Raw genomic sequence first — 17,499 nt, 5'->3', positions numbered from 1 at the left:
CGCGGATGGGCGGGAGCATATTTGTCGGAGGCGGTGGCGAGGGCTACGGCACGCCGCAGGAACTTTTGCTGAAATATGGCAATCGCCACGGGCTGATCGCGGGCGCCACCGGGACGGGGAAGACCGTGACGCTCCAGATCCTCGCCGAAAGCTTCTCGGCGCAGGGCGTGCCCGTCTTCCTCTCGGATGTGAAGGGCGATCTCTCGGGCCTTGCGAAAGCCGGCTCGGAGGACGCGAAGACGCATGACTCCTTCGTCGGCCGCGCGGCGACCATCGGCCTGTCCGACTATCGCTACGAGGCCTTTCCCGTCACCTTCTGGGATCTCTACGGCCAGCAGGGCCATCCGATCCGCACCACGGTTGCGGAAATGGGGCCGCTCCTGCTGTCGCAGTTCCTCGGCCTCACCGAGGTGCAGGAAGGCGTGCTGAACGTCGCCTTCCGCGTGGCCGACGAACAGGGGCTGCCGCTCCTCGACCTCAAGGACCTGCAATCGCTCCTCGTCTGGTGCGGCGAGAATGCGGAGGCGCTGACACTGCGCTACGGCAATATCTCCCGCGCCTCCGTCGGGGCGATCCAGCGCGCGCTGCTGGTGCTGGAAAACCAGGGCGGCGCGAAACTCTTCGGTGAACCGGCGCTCGAGCTGTCGGACATGATGCGCACGGATGCGGACGGGCGCGGCCGGATCAGCATCCTCGCCGCCGACGTGCTGATGGCGGCGCCCAAACTCTATGCGACCTTTCTGTTGTGGCTGCTCTCCGAACTGTTCGAGGAACTGCCGGAAGTGGGCAATCCCGACAAGCCGAAGTTCGTCTTCTTCTTCGACGAGGCGCATCTTCTGTTCGACGACGCTCCGAAGGCGCTGGTCGACAAGGTCGAGCAGGTGGCGCGGCTGATCCGGTCGAAGGGCGTCGGGATCTATTTCGTGACGCAGAATCCCGACGACATCCCCGAGGATATCCTCGGCCAGCTCGGCAACCGGGTGCAACACGCGCTGCGCGCCTTTACCGCGCGCGACCAGAAGGCGCTGCGCCGCGCGTCCGAAACCTACCGCGCCAATCCGCGCTTCGAGATCATCGACGCGATCAAGGAGGTCGGAACGGGCGAGGCGGTCACCTCCTTCCTGGAGGAAAAGGGCGTGCCCGGCGTCGCGGAGCGCACGCTGATCCGCCCGCCGTCCTCGCATCTCGGGCCGATCGCGCCGCAAGAGCGTGCCGGCATCGTCGCGGCCTCTCCGCTGGCCGGGAAATACGAGACCGTGCTCGACCGCGAAAGCGCCTTCGAGATCCTGACGCAACGCGCCGAGGAGGCCGCCGCGCAGGCCGAGGCGGCAGAACGCGCCGAGGCGGAGGCGCAGGCGCGGGAGAAGGCGGAAAGGGACGCGGAGCGCGGCGGCTTCGCGAAGGCCCGCCGCTATGAGGGAAAAAGCTATACGCGCAGCACACGCGGCGCGCAGTCCGGTGGTCTCGGGGAGACAGTGACGAAACTGGTGATCCAGGAGCTGAAGGGCACCACCGGACGCCGCATCGTGCGCGGCATCCTCGGCGGGATGTTCAAGGGGCGCTAGGCGTCAGCCCCACGGCCCCTTGCGGGGAGCGGGTTTCGTCCCCCGTGTCCTCCCCCAGGGCGCGCCGCGGCCGGCAGGGGCAGGGGCGGTGCGTCCGCCTGCCATCTCGCGCAGCGCGGCGACGCGGTTCTCCGTCGAGGGGTGGGTGGCAAAGAGATTGTCTGCGCCTTTCCCGCTCAGCGGATTGATGATGAACATATGCGCGGTGGCCGGGTTGCGCTCGGCGGCGACGTTCTCGACCCGCGCGGCCCCCGCCTGGATGCGTTCGAGCGCGGAGGCGAGCCAGAGCGGCTGACCGCAGATCTCCGCGCCGGCGCGGTCGGCGGCATATTCGCGCGTCCGGCTGATCGCCATCTGGACGAGCGCGGCGGCGAGCGGGGCGAGAACCATCATCGCGAGCGTGCCGAGAAGGCCGAGACGCTCGCGCGCGCCGCCGAAGAACAGCGCGAAATTGGCGAGCATGGAGATTGCCCCGGCAAAGGTCGCGGTGATCGTCATGATCGTGGTGTCGTGGTTGCGGATATGGGCGAGCTCATGGGCGATCACCCCGGCGAGTTCCTCGCGCGAAAGCGTCCGCATCAGCCCGCGCGTGACCGCGACGGCGGCATTGGCCGGGTTGCGCCCGGTGGCGAAGGCGTTCGGCTGATCCGTGTCGATCAGATAGACCGCGGGCATCGGCAGGCCGGCATTCGCGGCCAGCTCCGCGACCAGTTCCGTGAGCCCCGAGCGGTCGCCGCGCGGCACCGGCTGCGCATTGTGCATCCGGAGCACCATCCTGTCCGAATTCCACCATGTAAAGGCGTTCATCGCCGCGGCGACGACGAGCGCGATCAGCGCGCCCCCCGACCCGCCGATGAGATAGCCGATGCCCATGAACAGGGCCGTCATGGCGGCCATAAGCAGTCCAGTCTTCACGTAACCCATCTGAGTCCACCCGGAAAATCTCGTGTCCGGATCTATGTAGGTATGCGCGCGCCCGGTTCAATCGCCCCGCGGGTCACAGCCCGGCGAAGAGGGCGGAGAGGCGCTCCGCCTCCCCGGCAAGTCCCCAGGGCGGGTTGATCACGATCATGCCCGAGCCGATCATCCCGTGACCCGCGCGCGCGGGCGGGAACCGCACCTCATGGGCGAGCGCGTCGGGATGCGCGGCGACGATCGCCTCGCGCATCGCCAGATGCGCCGCCGTCGCCAGCACCGGATACCACAGCGCGATCACGCCCACGTTCCACTTGCGGTGCAGCTTTGCGATGGCGCCGGGCAGGGTGGCATAGTCCGATTTCACCTCATAGGACGGGTCGATCAGCATCAGCCCGCGCCGGGGGGTCGGCGGGAGGAGCCGGTTGGCGGCGGCAAGCCCGTCCTCGCGCATCACATGCGCGCCGCTTCGCGCCATCGCCGCCTCGAGGCGGGCATGTTCCTGCGGATGAAGCTCGGCGAGGTGCATCCGGTCGCTGTCGCGCAGCAGCGCCGCCGCGATGGCCGGGGAGCCGGGGTAGATCGTCGGACCCTGTGCCGCGGCCACGGCGGCCCGCGCCCGCGCATAGGGATGGTCCGGGGCGAACCAGTCCGCGACCTTCAGGATCCCCTCCGCCGCCTCTCCGGTCTTTGCCGCCTGCTCGGCCGCGAGATCGTAGAGCCCGCGCCCGGCATGGGTCTCGAGATAGGAGAGCGGCTTGTCCTTGCGCGTCATGTAGTCGAGCGCCACCGCGAGCAGCGCGTGCTTGTGCACATCCGCGAGATTTCCGGCGTGGAAACCGTGCTGGTAGGACAGCATCTCAGCCGTCCCCGAGCGGGCGGATCTTGAGCTTCGTGATGCGGTTGTCCTTGCGCCCTGCCACCTCGAACCGGTAGCCGTGGAAGGAAAAGACCTGCCCCGGATTGGGGATCATCTGCGCCTCGTGGATGACGAGCCCGGCCATGGTGTTGGCCTCCTCGTCGGGCAGGGTGCATTCCGTCGACCGGTTGAAGTCGCGGATCGTCATGCCGCCGTCGACCACCCAGTCGCCGGTATCGGGCGAACGCACCGGCGCCTGTTCGGCGCGGTCGAGTTCGTCGGTGATCTCGCCCACGATTTCCTCGAGGATGTCCTCGAGCGTGATGAGGCCGCGCAGCGCGCCATATTCGTCCACCACCAGCGCGAAATGCGTGTGGCGGTGCAGGAACTGGCGCATCTGCTCGTCGAGCGGCGTCGTGTCCGGCACGAAATAGGGCTTCATCGCCACGCGCACCACGTCGAAATCGCTGAAATCGACGATCACGCCCTGGCCCTCGCTCTCGCGTTCGATCCGCTCGGCATGCATCGCGCGCAACAGGTCCTTGGCATGGATCACGCCGACGATGTTCTCCTGTTCGCCGCGATAGAGCGGCAGGCGCGTGTAGGGGCTCTTCAGGCAGCGGTCGAGCACTTCGGCGGGCGGCAGCTCCGCGTCGATCATCTCGATATTCGAGCGGTGCAGCATGATCTCCTCGACGGTCCGGTCCGCAAGGTCGAGCGCGCCCAGAAGCCGGTCGCGGTCCTCCTTCTCCACCGCACCCTCCGAATGGCCGAGGGTGATCGCGCCCACGATCTCCTCCTTGACCGCGAGCACGCCGGCGTTGGGATCGGTCTTCACGCCGAACAGGCGCAGGATGCCGCGCACCAGAAGCCGCACCAGCCCCACCACCGGCGCAAAGACCCGCACCACGAGCGAGATCGGCGCGGCAACGCGGGAGGCGGCGGTCTCGGGATTGGTGATCGCATAGGTCTTCGGCAGCACCTCGGAGAAGATCAGCACGAGAAGCGTCATGATCAGGGTCGCCAGCGCCACCCCGTTCTGCCCGAACAGCCGGGTGAACAGCGCCGTGGTGAGCGAGGTTGCGAGGATGTTCACGAGGTTGTTGCCGAGGAGCACGGAGCCGATCAACCGCTCGCTGTCCTCGGTCACCTGGAGCGCGCGCCCCGCGCCCTTGTCCCCCCTGTCGGCCTGCGTGCGCAGCTTGCCGCGGGAGGCGGCGGTCAGCGCGGTTTCCGAGCCCGAGAAGAAGGCGGAGAGCACCAGAAGCCCCGCGATCGCGGCGGCGGTGATCCAGAAGGCGGCATCGAGAAGCGAGGAAGTCTCTGTCATGGCTTGGTTATGGGGATGGCGGGGCGGCTGCGCAAGGGGGCTTTTTGCTGCCCCAAATACTCGAAAGCCGCGCTCAGTCGCCCGCGAGCGGGTGGCGGGTCAGCACCAGCTCCCGCAGCCGCTCGTCGAGCACATGGGTGTAGATCTCCGTCGTCGACAGGTCCGCGTGCCCGAGCAGGGTCTGGATCGCACGCAGGTCGGCGCCATGCGCGAGCAGATGCGTCGCGAAGGCATGGCGCAGCGTGTGCGGCGTGACCTTCGACGGCATCACCCCCGCCTGCACCGCGATCTCCTTGATGAGCTGGTAGAAACCGACGCGGGTGAAATGCCCGGCCCGGCCGCGCGAGGGAAAGAGAAAGGCGGAGGGTTTCGCCCCCGCCTCGCGCCGGGCCAGAACCTCGGCGGCATCGCGGGTGGCGAGCCAGTCGCCCAGCGCCGCGCGCGCCGGCGCCGACAGCGGCACCATCCGCTCCTTGCCGCCCTTGCCGCGGATCAGCAGCATCCGCGGATCGCCGCGCGCCGCCGCCACCGGCAGGGAGACGAGCTCGGACACGCGCATGCCGGTGGCGTAGAGCAATTCCATGAGGCAGGCGTTGCGCTGGCGGTCGGCGGCGGCGCGTCCGGTCGCGCGCGCTGCGTCGAGGAGCCGCGACACCTCCTCCTCCGACAGGGTCTTCGGCAGGCGCTTCGTCCGGCCGGGCCCCTTGATCTGGATCGCCGGATTGTCGCCGCGCCAGCCTTCCTCGAAGGCGAAGCGATAGAGCTGCCGGATGGAGGAGAGACGCCGTGCGCGGGTGGACTGCGCCAGCCCCTCCGCCTCGCAGGCGACGAGATAGGCCTCGATCTCCCCGCGCTCCGCACGTGCGAAGTCCGTGTCGCGCCGGGCGAGCCAGCCGGAGAAGTCGACGAGGTCGCGCGCATAGGACTGCCGCGTGTTCTCCGCCGCGCCGAGTTCCGCGAGCTGCGCCTCTGCAAAGGCGGAGATCCAGTGCGCGTCCCGGCTCATCCGCGCCGCTCCAGCAGCAGGAGTTCGAGTGCGGCCCGCCGCGCCGTCGCCTCGAGCCCGACCGCGCGGAAGAACTGGATCGCGTCCGACAGCTCGTCGAGATCGCCCGCCGCGCCGCCCTCGAGCAGCTCGACCGCCCGGAGGATCGCTTCCCCCAGCCGGCGCTCCTCGACGAGCGTCGAAAGCCGCACGGGGATACCCGAGCTGCGGAAGCCGAGCACGATCGCGCGGGCGGCGGGGCTGCTCTGGCGCGGCGGCGTCGGCACCTCGCCCAGCGCGATGGCCTTGCGCAGCGCCTGCCCGTCGTCGAGCGGCCCGCTCCAGTCCTTTGCGATGCGTTCGTATTCCGGCGACAGCATCGCGACGTCGAAGGCGATCCGCGCGCCTTCGCCCGACAGCGGCAGGCGGGCGAGCCGGGGCGCGAAGAGGTCCGCGAAGACGGTCTGGAGCCCGGCGGCGCGCATCGCCTCCCATGCCGGGGGCAGGGCGCGGGAGACGGCGCCCGGATCGTTGGTGGAGAGCGCGGTCTCGAACCGCTGGAGCGCCTCGATCCGGTCCCAGATCCCGCCGGAGGCGGCCGGGAGATGTTCCGACCAGATGCCGAGCCACCGGTTCGGCGACAGCGCCCCGACGCGCGCCAGCCGCTCGGCGGCGGTGGCGCGTGCCTTCCAACCGACCGTGTCGCGCAGGTCTGACTGCGCGAAGGCGAGCGGCAGGGCAGCGGTCGGCAGCGGCTCCCCGATCGCCTCCATCAGCCGGAAGGAAAGCGGCGTCGGGTGGTCGGGCACGGGCAGGGGCGGATCGCCCTCGAAGAGTTCCGGGTCGAGGAACCGTGCGAGCAGCGCGCCCTGGTCGGGCCGGATCAGCCCCAGCGCCTCGCCGCTCTCGAGCGTCAGCGCCGCCGCGCCCCAGTCGCCGCCGCGCGCAAGGCAGAAGACGCGGGTCTGGAGCGTCGGCGACAGTCCCGGCGTGCGCGAGAGCTTGCGGCAGGCGGCGTCCTCGGTGCCGAGCAGGAGCTTGGTGTCGAAGGCGCGGCGGAAGATCTCCGGCGTGGTGAGCCCGGCGCGCTCCATCAGCGCGTCGGCCTCGTCGAGCAGCCCCTGGTTGAGCAGCGCGTCGATCCGGGCGAGAAACAGCCGGCCGTCGCGGTCGGTCTCGATCGGCGGATCGAGTTCGGCCAGGATGAGTGTGTTGAGCAGCCGGCGGGAGGCCGGGAGCAGGTCGGGACGGGAGGAAACCGCGGTGATCCGCCGTGCGAGATCGGCGGCGGCGGACGTCCCCCAGAGGTCGCGCGGCAGCCCGGTCGCGGAGGCGGGCAGAAGCCCTGCCGCATCCGGTCCCGGCATGTCGAGCGGGATGACGGTGACCTCCTCGGGCAGGGCATTGTCGGAAATGTCTGAATCGAGCGGGGGTTTCGCCGCCGGCGGCCTGCGCGGCTGGTCGAGCGTGTCGGAGAGCCAGTCGATCGCGGAGAGCGGGCGCTCAGAACGCAGCGCCGCCTCCGTGGCCTGTGCCCGTGCCCCGCCGGCACCGGCGAGGGGCGCCGCGAGGCTCGCGGTCAGCAGCACGGGGATCAGGCACGAAGGGGGGCGCATATCCGGGACGACCTCAGTTCACGTCGATGGTGACAGGCACGCTGCGTTCGCTGCGGTCGGGCGTGAGATCGCCGACATAGGCGAAGCCGACGAAGCCCAGCACCCCGAGCAGGATGATGATAGCCAGAAGCCGGAAAAGGAATTTGCGCACTGTGGTCTGCCTCCGTTCGATCGCCCGCGCCGGCCCCGGTCCCGGAGATCCGCGCGCGAACTTTTGTTTTGCCCGCGATTTCCTGCCGCGGGCCGCTTTTGGTCGATTTATATATGGCATTTTCGGCAAGATCACGCCATTGAAGGGGCGAAATTTTCGTGAGCGGGAAGTTGCCGCGTAAAGTGGCGCGGGAGTGGGCGGCACGGGACGGATAAGAGGCGACAACGGGGAGAGGATGGCGCAGGGATTGAAGAAAACGGTCGCGCTTGTGGGCATGATGGGGGCGGGAAAGACCGCGGTGGGCAAGGCGCTGGCCGCCCGTCTCGGCGTGCCCTTCCTCGATTCGGACGGGGAAATCGAAAAGGCGGCGGCGATGAGCATCGCCGAGATCTTCGAACGCTACGGCGAGCCCTTCTTTCGCCGGCGCGAGACGGAGGTGATCGCCCGGCTCCTCGAAGACGAGCGCGCGATCCTGTCCACCGGCGGCGGCGCCTTCCTGTCGGAGGCCAACCGCGCGCTCATCTCCGAGCGCGGCGTCTCGGTCTGGCTCAAGGCGGATCTGGACCTGCTGTGGAACCGGGTGAAGCACAAGTCGACCCGACCCCTCCTGCGCAGCGACGATCCGCGCGCCACCCTCGCCGCGTTCGTCGAGGCGCGCGAGCCCCTGTATGCACAGGCGGCGATCGTCGTCGAGGCGGAGCCGCGGCTCAGCGTCGAGGCGATGGCCGAGAAGGTGATCGGCGCGCTCAGGGCGCATGGCGGAATACTGGTGGAGGAGGAGGAGACATGAGCGAGGAAACGGTTCACGTCCCGCTGGGTGCACGCGCCTATGACGTACGCATCGGCGCGGGTCTCGTGGTGGAGGCGGGCGCGCATGTCGCCCCCCTTCTCGGCGGCAGGAAGAAGGTCTTCGTGCTGACCGACGAGACGGTGGCCGGACTGCATCTCCCGACGCTGCGCGCGGGGCTGGCGGAGGCCGGGATCGGGATGGAGGCGCTCGCGCTTCCCGCCGGGGAGGCGACGAAATCCTGGCGCGAGCTCGAGCGCGCCGTGGAATGGCTGATCGCGGAGAAGGTCGAGCGGCGCGATCTCGTCGTTGCCTTCGGCGGCGGCGTGATCGGAGATCTTGCGGGTTTCGCCGCCGCCATCCTGCGCCGCGGGGTGCGCTTCGTGCAGATCCCGACGACGCTTCTGGCGCAGGTGGACAGTTCGGTGGGCGGCAAGACCGGGATCAACTCGCCGCTCGGCAAGAACCTGGTCGGCGCCTTCCACCAGCCCGCGCTCGTGCTCGCGGACACCGCGCTCCTCGGCACGCTGACGGCGCGCGATTTCCTCGCCGGTTATGGCGAGGTGCAGAAATACGGTCTTTTGGGAGACGAAGGCTTCTTCACCTGGCTCGAGGCGAACGGCCCAGCGCTGGCCGCCGGGGACATGGATCTGCGGATCGAGGCGGTGCGCCGGTCGGTCCGGATGAAGGCGGATATCGTGGTGCGCGACGAGACCGAGCAGGGCGACCGGGCGCTGCTCAACCTCGGGCATACCTTCTGCCACGCGCTCGAGGCGGCAACGGGATATTCCGACCGGCTGCTCCATGGCGAGGGCGTGGCGATCGGCTGTGCGCTCGCCTTCGAGCTCTCCGCCCGGCTTGGCCTTTGCGCGCAGGAAGCGCCCTCGCGGGTGCGCGCGCATCTCAAGGACATGGGGATGAAATGCGACCTGCGCGACATTCCGGGCGATCTGCCCTCCGCCGGGGCGCTGGTCGATCTGATGGCGCAGGACAAGAAGGTGGTCGACGGCCAGCTCCGCTTCGTCCTCGCCCGCGGAATCGGGGAAGCCTTCGTCACCGCCGACGTGCCGCGCGACGCGGTCCTCGGGGTCATGGCCGACGGGCTTGCCGGGCGCGGATGACCGCGGCGGGGTGAGGTGAGGGGGCGCGGATCGTGCCGCGCCTCCCCCGGCAGCTCCCGTTCAGCCGCGCACGACCAGCGTGTCGCAGACCGGCTGGCGGATGTGGTCCTGCGTGAACCGGCCGAGCAGCGTCGGCGACAGGGGCGTGCGGCCGTGCGCGCCGATGGCGAAGAGATCGCAATCCGTCTTCTTGCGCATCGTCTCGAAGGCGGTCTCGACGCTCTCGGTCAGGATCTCCGGCGTGCCGAGCGCCTCCGGCAGATCGGCCTGTTTCAGCCATGCCGCCAGTTCGTCCTCCGCCTCATGGAGGAACGGCGCGATCTGGCGTTCGCGCGCCTCGCGGGCGATCAGGCCGCGGTAGGGGACATGGACCGCGTGATAGCTGTGGTAGTCCGCCTCCGGCGCGAGGGCGGCAGCGGTGCGCGCGGCCGTCTCGGAGGCCGGCGACAGGTCGATGCCGCAGAGGACCGAGCGGTAGGGGCCGGTCACCGGCTCGCTGACGAGCAGCACCGGGCAGCGCAGCGCGCGCACGATCCGCTCCATCGTGGTGCCCGAGAGCATGTCCCAGAAGGCCCGCGGCCTGTGGATGCCGAGGATCACGAGATCGGCGCCGACGGCCTCCGCGGTTTCCGAGATCGTCACGACGGCATCCCCGGCCTCGATCCGCACCTCGGCGTTTTCAGGGGCATCCTGCGCCTTCAACACCTCGCCGAGCGTCTCCGCCGCGCTTTCGCGCAGGCGCGCCACGAGCGGAGCCGGCAGGTCGTCGTCGATGACATGCAGCACGGTAAGCGCCGCCTCATGCTGGCGCGCCAGCCGGATCGCGCGTTCGAGCGCCCGGTCCGACCGGACCGAAAGATCGCTTGCGACGAGAAACTTCTTCATTCTATGCCTCCTCTGTTGCAAATGACGGGACCGACCGTCCCGTCCGGCTCATATGGGAACGATCCGGCGCGGGTTCGAGCGCGGCAGGGGGACGCAAGTGCGAAAAATAGCGAAAAACCCCCGCGACGGGCGCAGGGGTTTCTCGAATGTGCCGCGAATGACACAGTTCAGAACGGGATCTCGTCGTCATCCATCGACGAGCGCCCGCCGCCACCGCCCTGGGAGCCGCCGCCGTAGCCGCCGCCCTGCGAACCGCCGCCATAGCCCGGATCGTCATAGCCGCCACCGCCGCCCTGATCGTAGCCGCCGCCATAGCCGCCGCCGCCCTGGCCGCCCTCGCCGCGGCTGTCGAGTAGGGTGAGCTCGCCGCGATAGGGGCGCAGCACGATCTCCGTGGTGTAGCGGTCCTGGCCCTGCTGGTCCTGCCACTTGCGCGTCTCGAGCTGGCCCTCGATATAGACCTTCGAGCCCTTGCGCAGATATTGCTCCGCGATCCGCGCGAGCGGTTCGGAGAAGATCGCGACCGAGTGCCATTCGGTGCGCTCGCGCCGCTCGCCGGTGTTGCGGTCCTTCCAGTTCTCGGAGGTGGCAATGCGCAGGTTGCACACCTTGCCGCCGTTCTGGAAGGTCCGCACCTCCGGATCGCGCCCGAGGTTGCCGACGAGGATGACTTTGTTCACGGATCCGGCCATGCGGTCTACTCCCTGAGATTCTTCGGTTGGCTGACGTTACAGCATTCCGCGGCGGGTATGCCAAGCCGGAAATCCCCCGCAACGGTCTCCCGCGGGAATCTCGCCCTTGGAAAAGGCATCGGGCTCGGTCATAGTGCGCGCGGACAGTGACTAGGGAAACGAGTGGACACATGGCGGTGAGCATGCTGCGCCGGGCCGGATGGTTCGGACTGTGCCTTGCGATCTCGGCGGGGCCGGTCGCGGGCGAGGACATCTTTTCGACGAAAAGCCGGGTCGCGATCTTCGGATCGCAGCTCAAGGTACTCGACGGGCGCGCCTCCCAGCAATATTCCAGCTCCGTGTCGCTTCAGCCCGAACGTTTCACCGACGATCTCGTCGGGCGCGCCTATACCGGCAGCTATGCCGGCGAATGGCGGCCGGTCGCGGAAGCGGCGGCGCGGCGTCACGGGGTGCCGACCGATCTCTACCTGCGCCTCGTGCAGCAGGAGAGCGGCTGGAACCCCCGCGCGGTGAGCCACAAGGGCGCCCTCGGCCTCGCGCAGCTCATGCCGGACACCGCCCGCCTGCTGGGCGTCAACCCCGCCGATCCGCGGGAGAACCTGGACGGCGGCGCCCGCTATCTGCGGTTGATGTATAACAAGTTCGGCACCTGGCGGCTCGCGCTCGCCGCCTATAACGCCGGTCCGCTCGCGGTGGAGAAATACAAGGGCGTCCCGCCCTATCGCGAAACGATGAATTACGTGAAGGTGATCTGGGGCTCGTGAGCCCCAGCGCGGCGCGCAGGGACCGTCAGGCGGAACCTTTCGCGACGCAGGTCTGTTTGTCTCTCAACGGTGCCGGCGCTCCGGCTCCAGATTGTGAAAGGATGAACAGATGAAACCGACTGCATTTCTCGCGATTCTGGCCACCACCTCTCTCGTTGCAGTGCCGGCCCTGGCCGAGCCGCTCGACATTGCCGAGGTCGAAACCACGGTGACGCTCGACGATGTCGAGGCGAATGCCCTCGATTACTGGCCGGAGATCGGGGCGGACCTGAACGCGCTCGTCTCCGCCGGCCTGATCGACCAGATGGAGCCGAACGGCGATTACTCGATCCGGCTCGACGTGACCGAGATGTCGCTCGAAGGCGCGACCGTACTCGGCGCAGAGGGCGAATTCAACGAGCTCGACGGCTGGGTCTATATCTACGGACCGACCGAGACCACGGAGCCGGTGGAGCGGCTGCGGATCCAGCTCTCGGCCGAGGAAGCCTATGTCGAGGTGCCTTCGAACATGACCGTGGTGGCGCCGGCGCGGGCGGAATTCTACAACGCGCTCGTGACGGCCTTCGCCGCGAAGACGGTGAGCGAGGTCGCGAAGCAGGAGACCCAGTGGTTCCTCGACGACGACGGCCGCCCGGTGCTCGAGGATAGCGACAGCAACGACGGCGACAGCGACGGCGGCGACGACTGATCCGCACCGCGCGGCATCGTCCCGAAGGCAAACACGGCCCGTCGCCCTGCGTCGGGCCTTTTTGCGCGCCGTCCCTCAGGCGCCGCGGCGGAACTCCCGCGGCGAGCGCCCGGTCTGCTTGTGAAAGGCGCGCGAGAAATAGGCGGCCGATTGAAAGCCGAGCGCGGCGGCGATGTCCTTCACCGGCATCTTCGTCTCCGACAGCAGGCGGCGCGCCTCGAAATGCAGCCGGTCGGTGAGGATGGCGGAGGCCGAGCGCCCGCAGGCGATGTTGCAGGCGCGGGTGAGATGGGTCGGGGTGACGCCGAGTTCCGCGGCGAAATGCGCGACCGTGTGCCCGCCGCACAGTTCCTCCTCCACGAGCGCGGTGAAGGCCGCGGCGAGGCGGCGCGAGGCATCGGGCGTCAGGTCGTAATCCGGCATGATCTCGATCTGCCGTTCGAGCCAGACCGCGATCATCCCGGCCTGGAGCGCCATCGCCCGGTCGCGGCCCGGCCGGTCGTTCTCGATCTCCGACTTCAGGTTCTCGATCAGCGCGGTGATCTCGTTCTGCTGGAACACTTCGCGAAAGCGCATGTGCAGCGGCTCGCCGGGCAGAGCGAGCACCGGGTCGTCGGGAAGATGCACCATGTAGCCCATCACCTGACCGACCGGCTCATAGCCGTACATCGTGCGCTTCGGCAGGAAGATCAGGTTGTGCGGCCCGAAACCGCGGGTCACGCCGGAGACGGTGATCCGTCCCTGGCCGCGGGTGAACCACAGGAGCGCCGGGGCACGATGGCTGCGCATCGCCTCGGTGCGCCAGCGGGTCGCGGCCGAGGGCATGCCCGCCCCGCGCCCGAGCGGGAAGACGCGGTAGGCCGGCGCTTCCGGAAGATTCGCGCGCGGGCGCGGCGGAGAGGCGGCCGCCGCGGGGCGCGTCGTCATCTCGCCGAGCGGCAGGGATTGGAAGATCTTTCTGGGGGGCGTCCGGACCATGGGAGGCTGTCCTTCCCGACCGCCGGCTGGCGGCCGCATCTGTTCGAATTGTGCAAGTGGCGACAGGTTAGCGATCCGCGCCCGGCTGTCAAAAGAAATATGAAGGAATTTCAATGTGGTATGAGATCCTGCTCCGAAACCTCCTAGAGTTCGTCAGGGGCGCGAGATCTTGTGGTATGCCCCCATGCGCGCCCTAAACCAGGTGCGCTGACGCTTCGCATATTGCCGTGTGGCCAGCGTGGCCGCCTGTTTCGCCTGCACAAGATCCGTTTCCCCGCGCAGATGGGCGATGAGCTCCGGCGCGCCGATGGCCTTGGCAGAGGGCGCGGCAGGGTCCCAGTGCGGCAGGTTGGCCTCCGCCTCGGCGAGCGCCCCCTCCGCCAGCATCGTCTCGAATCGCCGGTCGATCCGCGCGCCGAGCCAGCTCTTCTCCGCCTCGACCAGGATCGGAAAGCACGCCGCCAGCGGCAGGAGCGGCGGCGGCGTGTCCGCCTGCCAGTCGGCAAGTCCCCGCCCGGTCGCGCGCAGCACCTCCCAGGCACGCTGCACCCGCATCGGGTTGCGCCGGTCGATCCTTGCCGCCGTGCGCGGGTCGTCCGCCTCGAGCTCCGCGAGCAGCCCCGCGTGGCCGCCCTCCGCCCGGCGCCGCCTGTCGGCCTCCGCGCGGATCGCGGGCGGGGTCGGCGGGATCTCCGCCAGCCCCTCTGTCAGCGCCGTGAAATAGAGCCCGGTGCCTCCGACGATGACCGGACGTTCAGCCCCCCGCACAAACGGCGCCACGTCGCGCAGCCAGTGGCCTACGGAATACTCCGCATCCCCCGGCACATGGCCGTAAAGGGCATGCGGCGCGCGGGCTTCGTCCTCCGGGGAGGGCCGGGCGGTCAGCACCCGCCAGTTGGCAAAGACCTGGAGCGCATCGGCATTGACGATCACACCGCCCTGCCGCTCCGCGATCTCGAGCGCGAGCGCGGATTTCCCGGAGGCCGTGGGACCGGCGATCAGGACGGGCAGATGCGCGGGGATGTCGAAGGGCAGGGGCATGGCACGGCGGGTGGCAAACTGCGGCGCGAAAGTCCAGAGGAAAAAGGGGAGATTATTCGCAAGCCACGCATTGATCCTCCCCGGCTTTCGGTCCATTTTGGCGGCCAATCACAGACATGAAAAGCCGGGGACATCTGATGAGCGACGCGGACAAGGGTCAACCTTCCACGAAGTATAAACGTGTGCTTCTGAAAATCTCGGGCGAGGCGCTGATGGGCGATCAGGGCTTCGGGTTGCATCCGCCGACGGTGGAGCGGATCGCGCGCGAGGTGAAGTCCGTGCACGACATGGGCGTCGAGATCTGCATGGTGATCGGTGGCGGCAACATCTTTCGCGGGCTCCAGGGCTCGGCGCAGGGGATGGAGCGCACCACGGCCGATTACATGGGCATGCTCGCCACCGTGATGAACGCGCTCGGGATGCAGGCCGCGCTCGAGGCGCTGGGGCTGCACACGCGGGTGATCTCGGCGATCACGATGAACGAGGTGGCCGAGCCCTATATCCGCCGCCGCGCCGTGCGCCATCTGGAGAAGGGGCGGATCGTGATCTTCGCCGCGGGCACCGGCAATCCCTATTTCACCACCGACACGGCGGCGACGCTGCGCGCCAACGAGATGAACTGCGAAGCGATCTTCATGGGCAAGAACGGGGTGGACGGCGTCTATGACAAGGACCCGAAGGTCCACCCGGACGCCAGGCGCTACGACCACATCACCTATACCGAGGTGCTGTCGAAGAACCTGCGGGTGATGGACGCCTCCGCCATCGCCCTGGCGCGCGACAACAGGCTGCCGCTGATCGTCTTCCCGCTCGATGCGCCGGGGGGCTTCCGCTCCGTTCTGGCGGGCGAAGGCACCTATACATTGGTCAACTGATGGGTCTATAAGCGCAGCGAGGCGCCCGCCTTGCCATGAGGGAACGCGTGCGGGCGCAAGACGATAAGAAGGGGAACGACCCATGTCCGACGAATTCGAACTCGACACCGACGACCTGTCCAAGCGGATGGACGGCGCGCTTTCCAACCTGCGCACCGAATTCGCCTCGCTCAGGACGGGCCGCGCCTCGGCCTCGATGCTCGAGCCGGTGCAGGTGGACGCCTACGGCCAGATGACGCCGATCAACCAGGTCGGCACCGTGAACGTGCCGGAGCCGCGCATGGTGACGATCAACGTCTGGGACAAGGGCCTCGTCGGCAAGGTGGAAAAGGCGATCCGCGAAAGCGGCCTCGGCATCAATCCGCAGCTCAACGGCACGATCATCATGCTGCCGATCCCCGAACTCAACGAGGAGCGCCGCAAGGAGCTGACGAAGGTGGCCGCGCAATATGCCGAGCACGCCCGCGTCGCCGTGCGCAACGTGCGCCGCGACGGCATGGACCAGATCAAGAAGGCGAAGGCCGACGGCATGTCCGAGGACGACCAGAAATACTGGGAAAGCGAGGTCCAGGATCTTACCGACGCCCATATCCGCAAGGTCGACGAGATGCTCGAGCACAAGCAGGAAGAGATCATGCAGGTGTGACCGCGGTCGCGGTGCGCGGGCCGGATCGTGCCCGCGGCCGGGCCGCCGCCGCCTGCGAGACGAGTGAAACGAAACGCTCCCCTTCCGGAGCGTTTCGCGTATAAGTAGAAAAAGGGCGGCTCCGCGCCGCACACGAAGCGAGAGGGGCGATGCCCGACACCACGGCGGATACCCGGATCGGACCGAGGCACGTTGCCGTCATCATGGACGGCAACGGGCGGTGGGCCCAGGCACGCGGCAAGCCGCGGCTCTTCGGTCATCATGCCGGAGCCAAGCGCGTGAAGGAGATCGTGCGCGCCTGTCCGGAGCTCGGCGTCGAGTACCTGACGATCTTCGCCTTCTCGACAGAGAACTGGAAACGGACCCAGACCGAGGTCTCCGGCCTCATGTCGCTGTTCCGCCGCTACATCACCAACGAGATGAAGGGGCTGGTGGCCGAGGGCGTGCGCGTCCGCTTCATCGGTGACCGGCACCGGCTCGACCGCAAGTTGCAGGGGCTGATGGACGAGCTCGAGGCGGCGACGGCGGGAAACGCCACGGTCCATCTGACGATCGCGATCAACTACGGCGGCCGCGACGAGGTGGCCCGCGCGGTCAAGGAACTCGCCTGTCAGGTCGCCAAGGGGGAGATCGACCCGGAGACGGTCGACGAGACCACGCTCACCGGCTATCTCGACACCCGCGTGCTGCCCGACCCGGATCTCGTGATCCGCACCTCGGGGGAGGCGCGGATCTCCAACTTCCTGCTCTGGCAGTCCGCCTATGCGGAATATGAATTCATCGACACGCTCTGGCCGGACTTCACGACCGAGGTCTTCGCCGCGTGCCTGGGCCGGTTCGCCAGCCGCGACCGGCGCTTCGGCGGGGTCCGGGTGTGACCCGGCCGCTGCCGGATATCGAGATCGCGCCGAAGAAAAGCAAATGGCGCGATCTCATGCCGCGGGTGCTCTCCGCGATCGTGATGATCGCGCTCGGCCTCGGCGCGATCCTGTCCGGCCATGCCGCCTTTCGCGGCCTCGTCATCGTCGCGGGGCTCATCGGGCTCTGGGAACTGACGAACATGTACCGCCTGCGCCGCGATGCCTTCGGCTTCGGCGGGAAGGACGCGCTCGCGCTCGGGGGATACGCGCTCATCCTGCTGCTCGGCTGCCTCGGCCTCGTGAAGCTCTCCGCCGAGGGCGGGCGGGCGGTGCTGCTCTATGCCATCGGCCTCGTGGTGGTGACCGACAGCCTCGGCTACCTCGTGGGCAAGGCCGTCGGCGGGCCGAAATTCTGGCCCCGCGTCAGCCCGAAGAAGACCTGGGCCGGCATCCTGGGCGGCTGGGTCGGCGTCGGGCTTCTCGCCTCCTGGGCGCATCGCTTCATGCCGGAGGAATTCGTGCGCTACTGGTTCTTCATCACCGTCTCGGTCGCGCTTTCCTTCGCCTCACAGATGGGCGACATGGTCGAGAGCGCGCTCAAGCGTCGCATGGGCGTGAAGGACAGCTCCAATATCATCCCCGGTCATGGCGGCGTGCTCGACCGGTTCGACGCCCTTCTGGCGCTCGGGGCGCTTTACTATATTCTTGCCATGATCTTCGGCTGACAGTTCGGGACGGGTT

General features: G+C 68.5%; 19 protein-coding genes. 9 read left to right on the top strand and 10 right to left on the bottom strand.

Annotated elements, in window-relative coordinates; translation table 11 throughout:
• Positions 1-5 precede the first annotated feature (5 nt).
• A complete protein-coding gene (locus P73_RS13295; protein ID WP_043869941.1) occupies positions 6-1,565 on the top strand; it encodes a helicase HerA-like domain-containing protein in 1,560 nt (519 codons plus the stop codon).
• 3 nt (positions 1,566-1,568) lie between these two features.
• On the opposite strand, the gene htpX is transcribed toward P73_RS13295, so the two are convergent.
• From htpX to P73_RS26185, 6 genes are all read right to left on the bottom strand, one after another.
• Positions 1,569-2,489, bottom strand: a complete 921-nt coding sequence (gene htpX / locus P73_RS13290; RefSeq protein ID WP_043869940.1) for a zinc metalloprotease HtpX — start codon at positions 2,487-2,489, stop codon at positions 1,569-1,571.
• Between the two features lie 73 nt (positions 2,490-2,562).
• Complete coding sequence (locus tag P73_RS13285) at positions 2,563-3,339, bottom strand: 23S rRNA (adenine(2030)-N(6))-methyltransferase RlmJ (RefSeq protein ID WP_043869939.1); 777 nt, start codon at positions 3,337-3,339, stop codon at positions 2,563-2,565.
• Position 3,340: 1 nt separating this feature from the next.
• Entirely contained in the window at positions 3,341-4,669 is a 1,329-nt protein-coding gene (locus tag P73_RS13280; RefSeq protein WP_043869938.1) for an HlyC/CorC family transporter, read from the bottom strand.
• Positions 4,670-4,742: 73 nt separating this feature from the next.
• On the bottom strand, positions 4,743-5,675 hold the full coding sequence (locus P73_RS13275) for a site-specific tyrosine recombinase XerD (RefSeq protein ID WP_043869937.1): 933 nt from the start codon (positions 5,673-5,675) through the stop codon (positions 4,743-4,745).
• The gene (locus tag P73_RS13270; RefSeq protein ID WP_052453257.1) at positions 5,672-7,270 is read right to left on the bottom strand and encodes a hypothetical protein; all 1,599 of its coding nucleotides are present in this window, start codon (positions 7,268-7,270) and stop codon (positions 5,672-5,674) included. Before P73_RS13270 ends, P73_RS13275 begins: the two co-directional genes overlap by 4 nt.
• Before the next feature lie 13 nt (positions 7,271-7,283).
• The gene (locus P73_RS26185; RefSeq protein ID WP_169747681.1) at positions 7,284-7,421 is read right to left on the bottom strand and encodes a hypothetical protein; all 138 of its coding nucleotides are present in this window, start codon (positions 7,419-7,421) and stop codon (positions 7,284-7,286) included.
• Between the two features lie 235 nt (positions 7,422-7,656).
• On the opposite strand from P73_RS26185, the gene P73_RS13265 reads away from it, so the two are divergent.
• Together P73_RS13265 and aroB are read left to right on the top strand one after the other, a co-directional pair.
• A complete protein-coding gene (locus P73_RS13265; protein WP_043869936.1) occupies positions 7,657-8,211 on the top strand; it encodes a shikimate kinase in 555 nt (184 codons plus the stop codon).
• Entirely contained in the window at positions 8,208-9,329 is a 1,122-nt protein-coding gene (aroB, locus tag P73_RS13260; RefSeq protein WP_043869935.1) for a 3-dehydroquinate synthase, read from the top strand. The genes P73_RS13265 and aroB overlap by 4 nt, the downstream gene beginning before the upstream one ends.
• Positions 9,330-9,389: 60 nt before the next feature.
• Here the strand turns inward: aroB and P73_RS13255 are convergent, their stop codons facing one another.
• Entirely contained in the window at positions 9,390-10,214 is an 825-nt protein-coding gene (locus P73_RS13255; RefSeq protein WP_052453256.1) for a universal stress protein, read from the bottom strand.
• 167 nt (positions 10,215-10,381) lie between these two features.
• Positions 10,382-10,906: a single-stranded DNA-binding protein gene (gene ssb / locus P73_RS13250; protein WP_043869934.1), complete on the bottom strand. Its 525-nt coding sequence runs from the start codon at positions 10,904-10,906 to the stop codon at positions 10,382-10,384.
• Between the two features lie 170 nt (positions 10,907-11,076).
• Between ssb and P73_RS13245 the strand changes: the two genes are divergently transcribed.
• Both P73_RS13245 and P73_RS13240 read left to right on the top strand, forming a co-directional pair.
• A complete protein-coding gene (locus P73_RS13245; protein WP_139267029.1) occupies positions 11,077-11,670 on the top strand; it encodes a lytic transglycosylase domain-containing protein in 594 nt (197 codons plus the stop codon).
• Between the two features lie 109 nt (positions 11,671-11,779).
• A complete protein-coding gene (locus tag P73_RS13240) occupies positions 11,780-12,358 on the top strand; it encodes a hypothetical protein (RefSeq protein ID WP_043869933.1) in 579 nt (192 codons plus the stop codon).
• A gap of 75 nt (positions 12,359-12,433) precedes the next feature.
• Here P73_RS13240 and P73_RS13235 read toward each other — a convergent pair whose 3' ends face one another.
• Positions 12,434-13,336, bottom strand: a complete 903-nt coding sequence (locus P73_RS13235; protein WP_043869932.1) for a helix-turn-helix domain-containing protein — start codon at positions 13,334-13,336, stop codon at positions 12,434-12,436.
• Between the two features lie 153 nt (positions 13,337-13,489).
• Positions 13,490-14,377, bottom strand: a complete 888-nt coding sequence (gene miaA, locus P73_RS13230) for a tRNA (adenosine(37)-N6)-dimethylallyltransferase MiaA (protein ID WP_043869931.1) — start codon at positions 14,375-14,377, stop codon at positions 13,490-13,492.
• 137 nt (positions 14,378-14,514) lie between these two features.
• Between miaA and pyrH the strand changes: the two genes are divergently transcribed.
• The 4 genes from pyrH to P73_RS13210 all read left to right on the top strand — a co-directional run bounded on the left by pyrH (position 14,515) and on the right by P73_RS13210 (position 17,483).
• Positions 14,515-15,252: a UMP kinase gene (gene pyrH, locus P73_RS13225; RefSeq protein WP_043871702.1), complete on the top strand. Its 738-nt coding sequence runs from the start codon at positions 14,515-14,517 to the stop codon at positions 15,250-15,252.
• Positions 15,253-15,334: 82 nt separating this feature from the next.
• Positions 15,335-15,898, top strand: a complete 564-nt coding sequence (frr, locus tag P73_RS13220; RefSeq protein WP_043869930.1) for a ribosome recycling factor — start codon at positions 15,335-15,337, stop codon at positions 15,896-15,898.
• Positions 15,899-16,047: 149 nt separating this feature from the next.
• Positions 16,048-16,776 carry an isoprenyl transferase gene (locus P73_RS13215; protein ID WP_043869929.1) on the top strand — a complete coding sequence of 243 codons (729 nt, stop codon included), beginning with the start codon at positions 16,048-16,050 and terminating at the stop codon, positions 16,774-16,776.
• Positions 16,773-17,483 (top strand): phosphatidate cytidylyltransferase, encoded by a 711-nt coding sequence (locus P73_RS13210; RefSeq protein WP_052453255.1) that lies wholly within the window; start codon positions 16,773-16,775, stop codon positions 17,481-17,483. The genes P73_RS13215 and P73_RS13210 overlap by 4 nt, the downstream gene beginning before the upstream one ends.
• Positions 17,484-17,499 lie beyond the last annotated feature (16 nt).

It is taken from the genome of Celeribacter indicus, from assembly GCF_000819565.1.
Classification (GTDB): domain Bacteria; phylum Pseudomonadota; class Alphaproteobacteria; order Rhodobacterales; family Rhodobacteraceae; genus Celeribacter; species Celeribacter indicus.
Note: the sequence above shows the minus strand (reverse complement) of the source record. Positions and strands in the feature narration are given on the sequence as shown.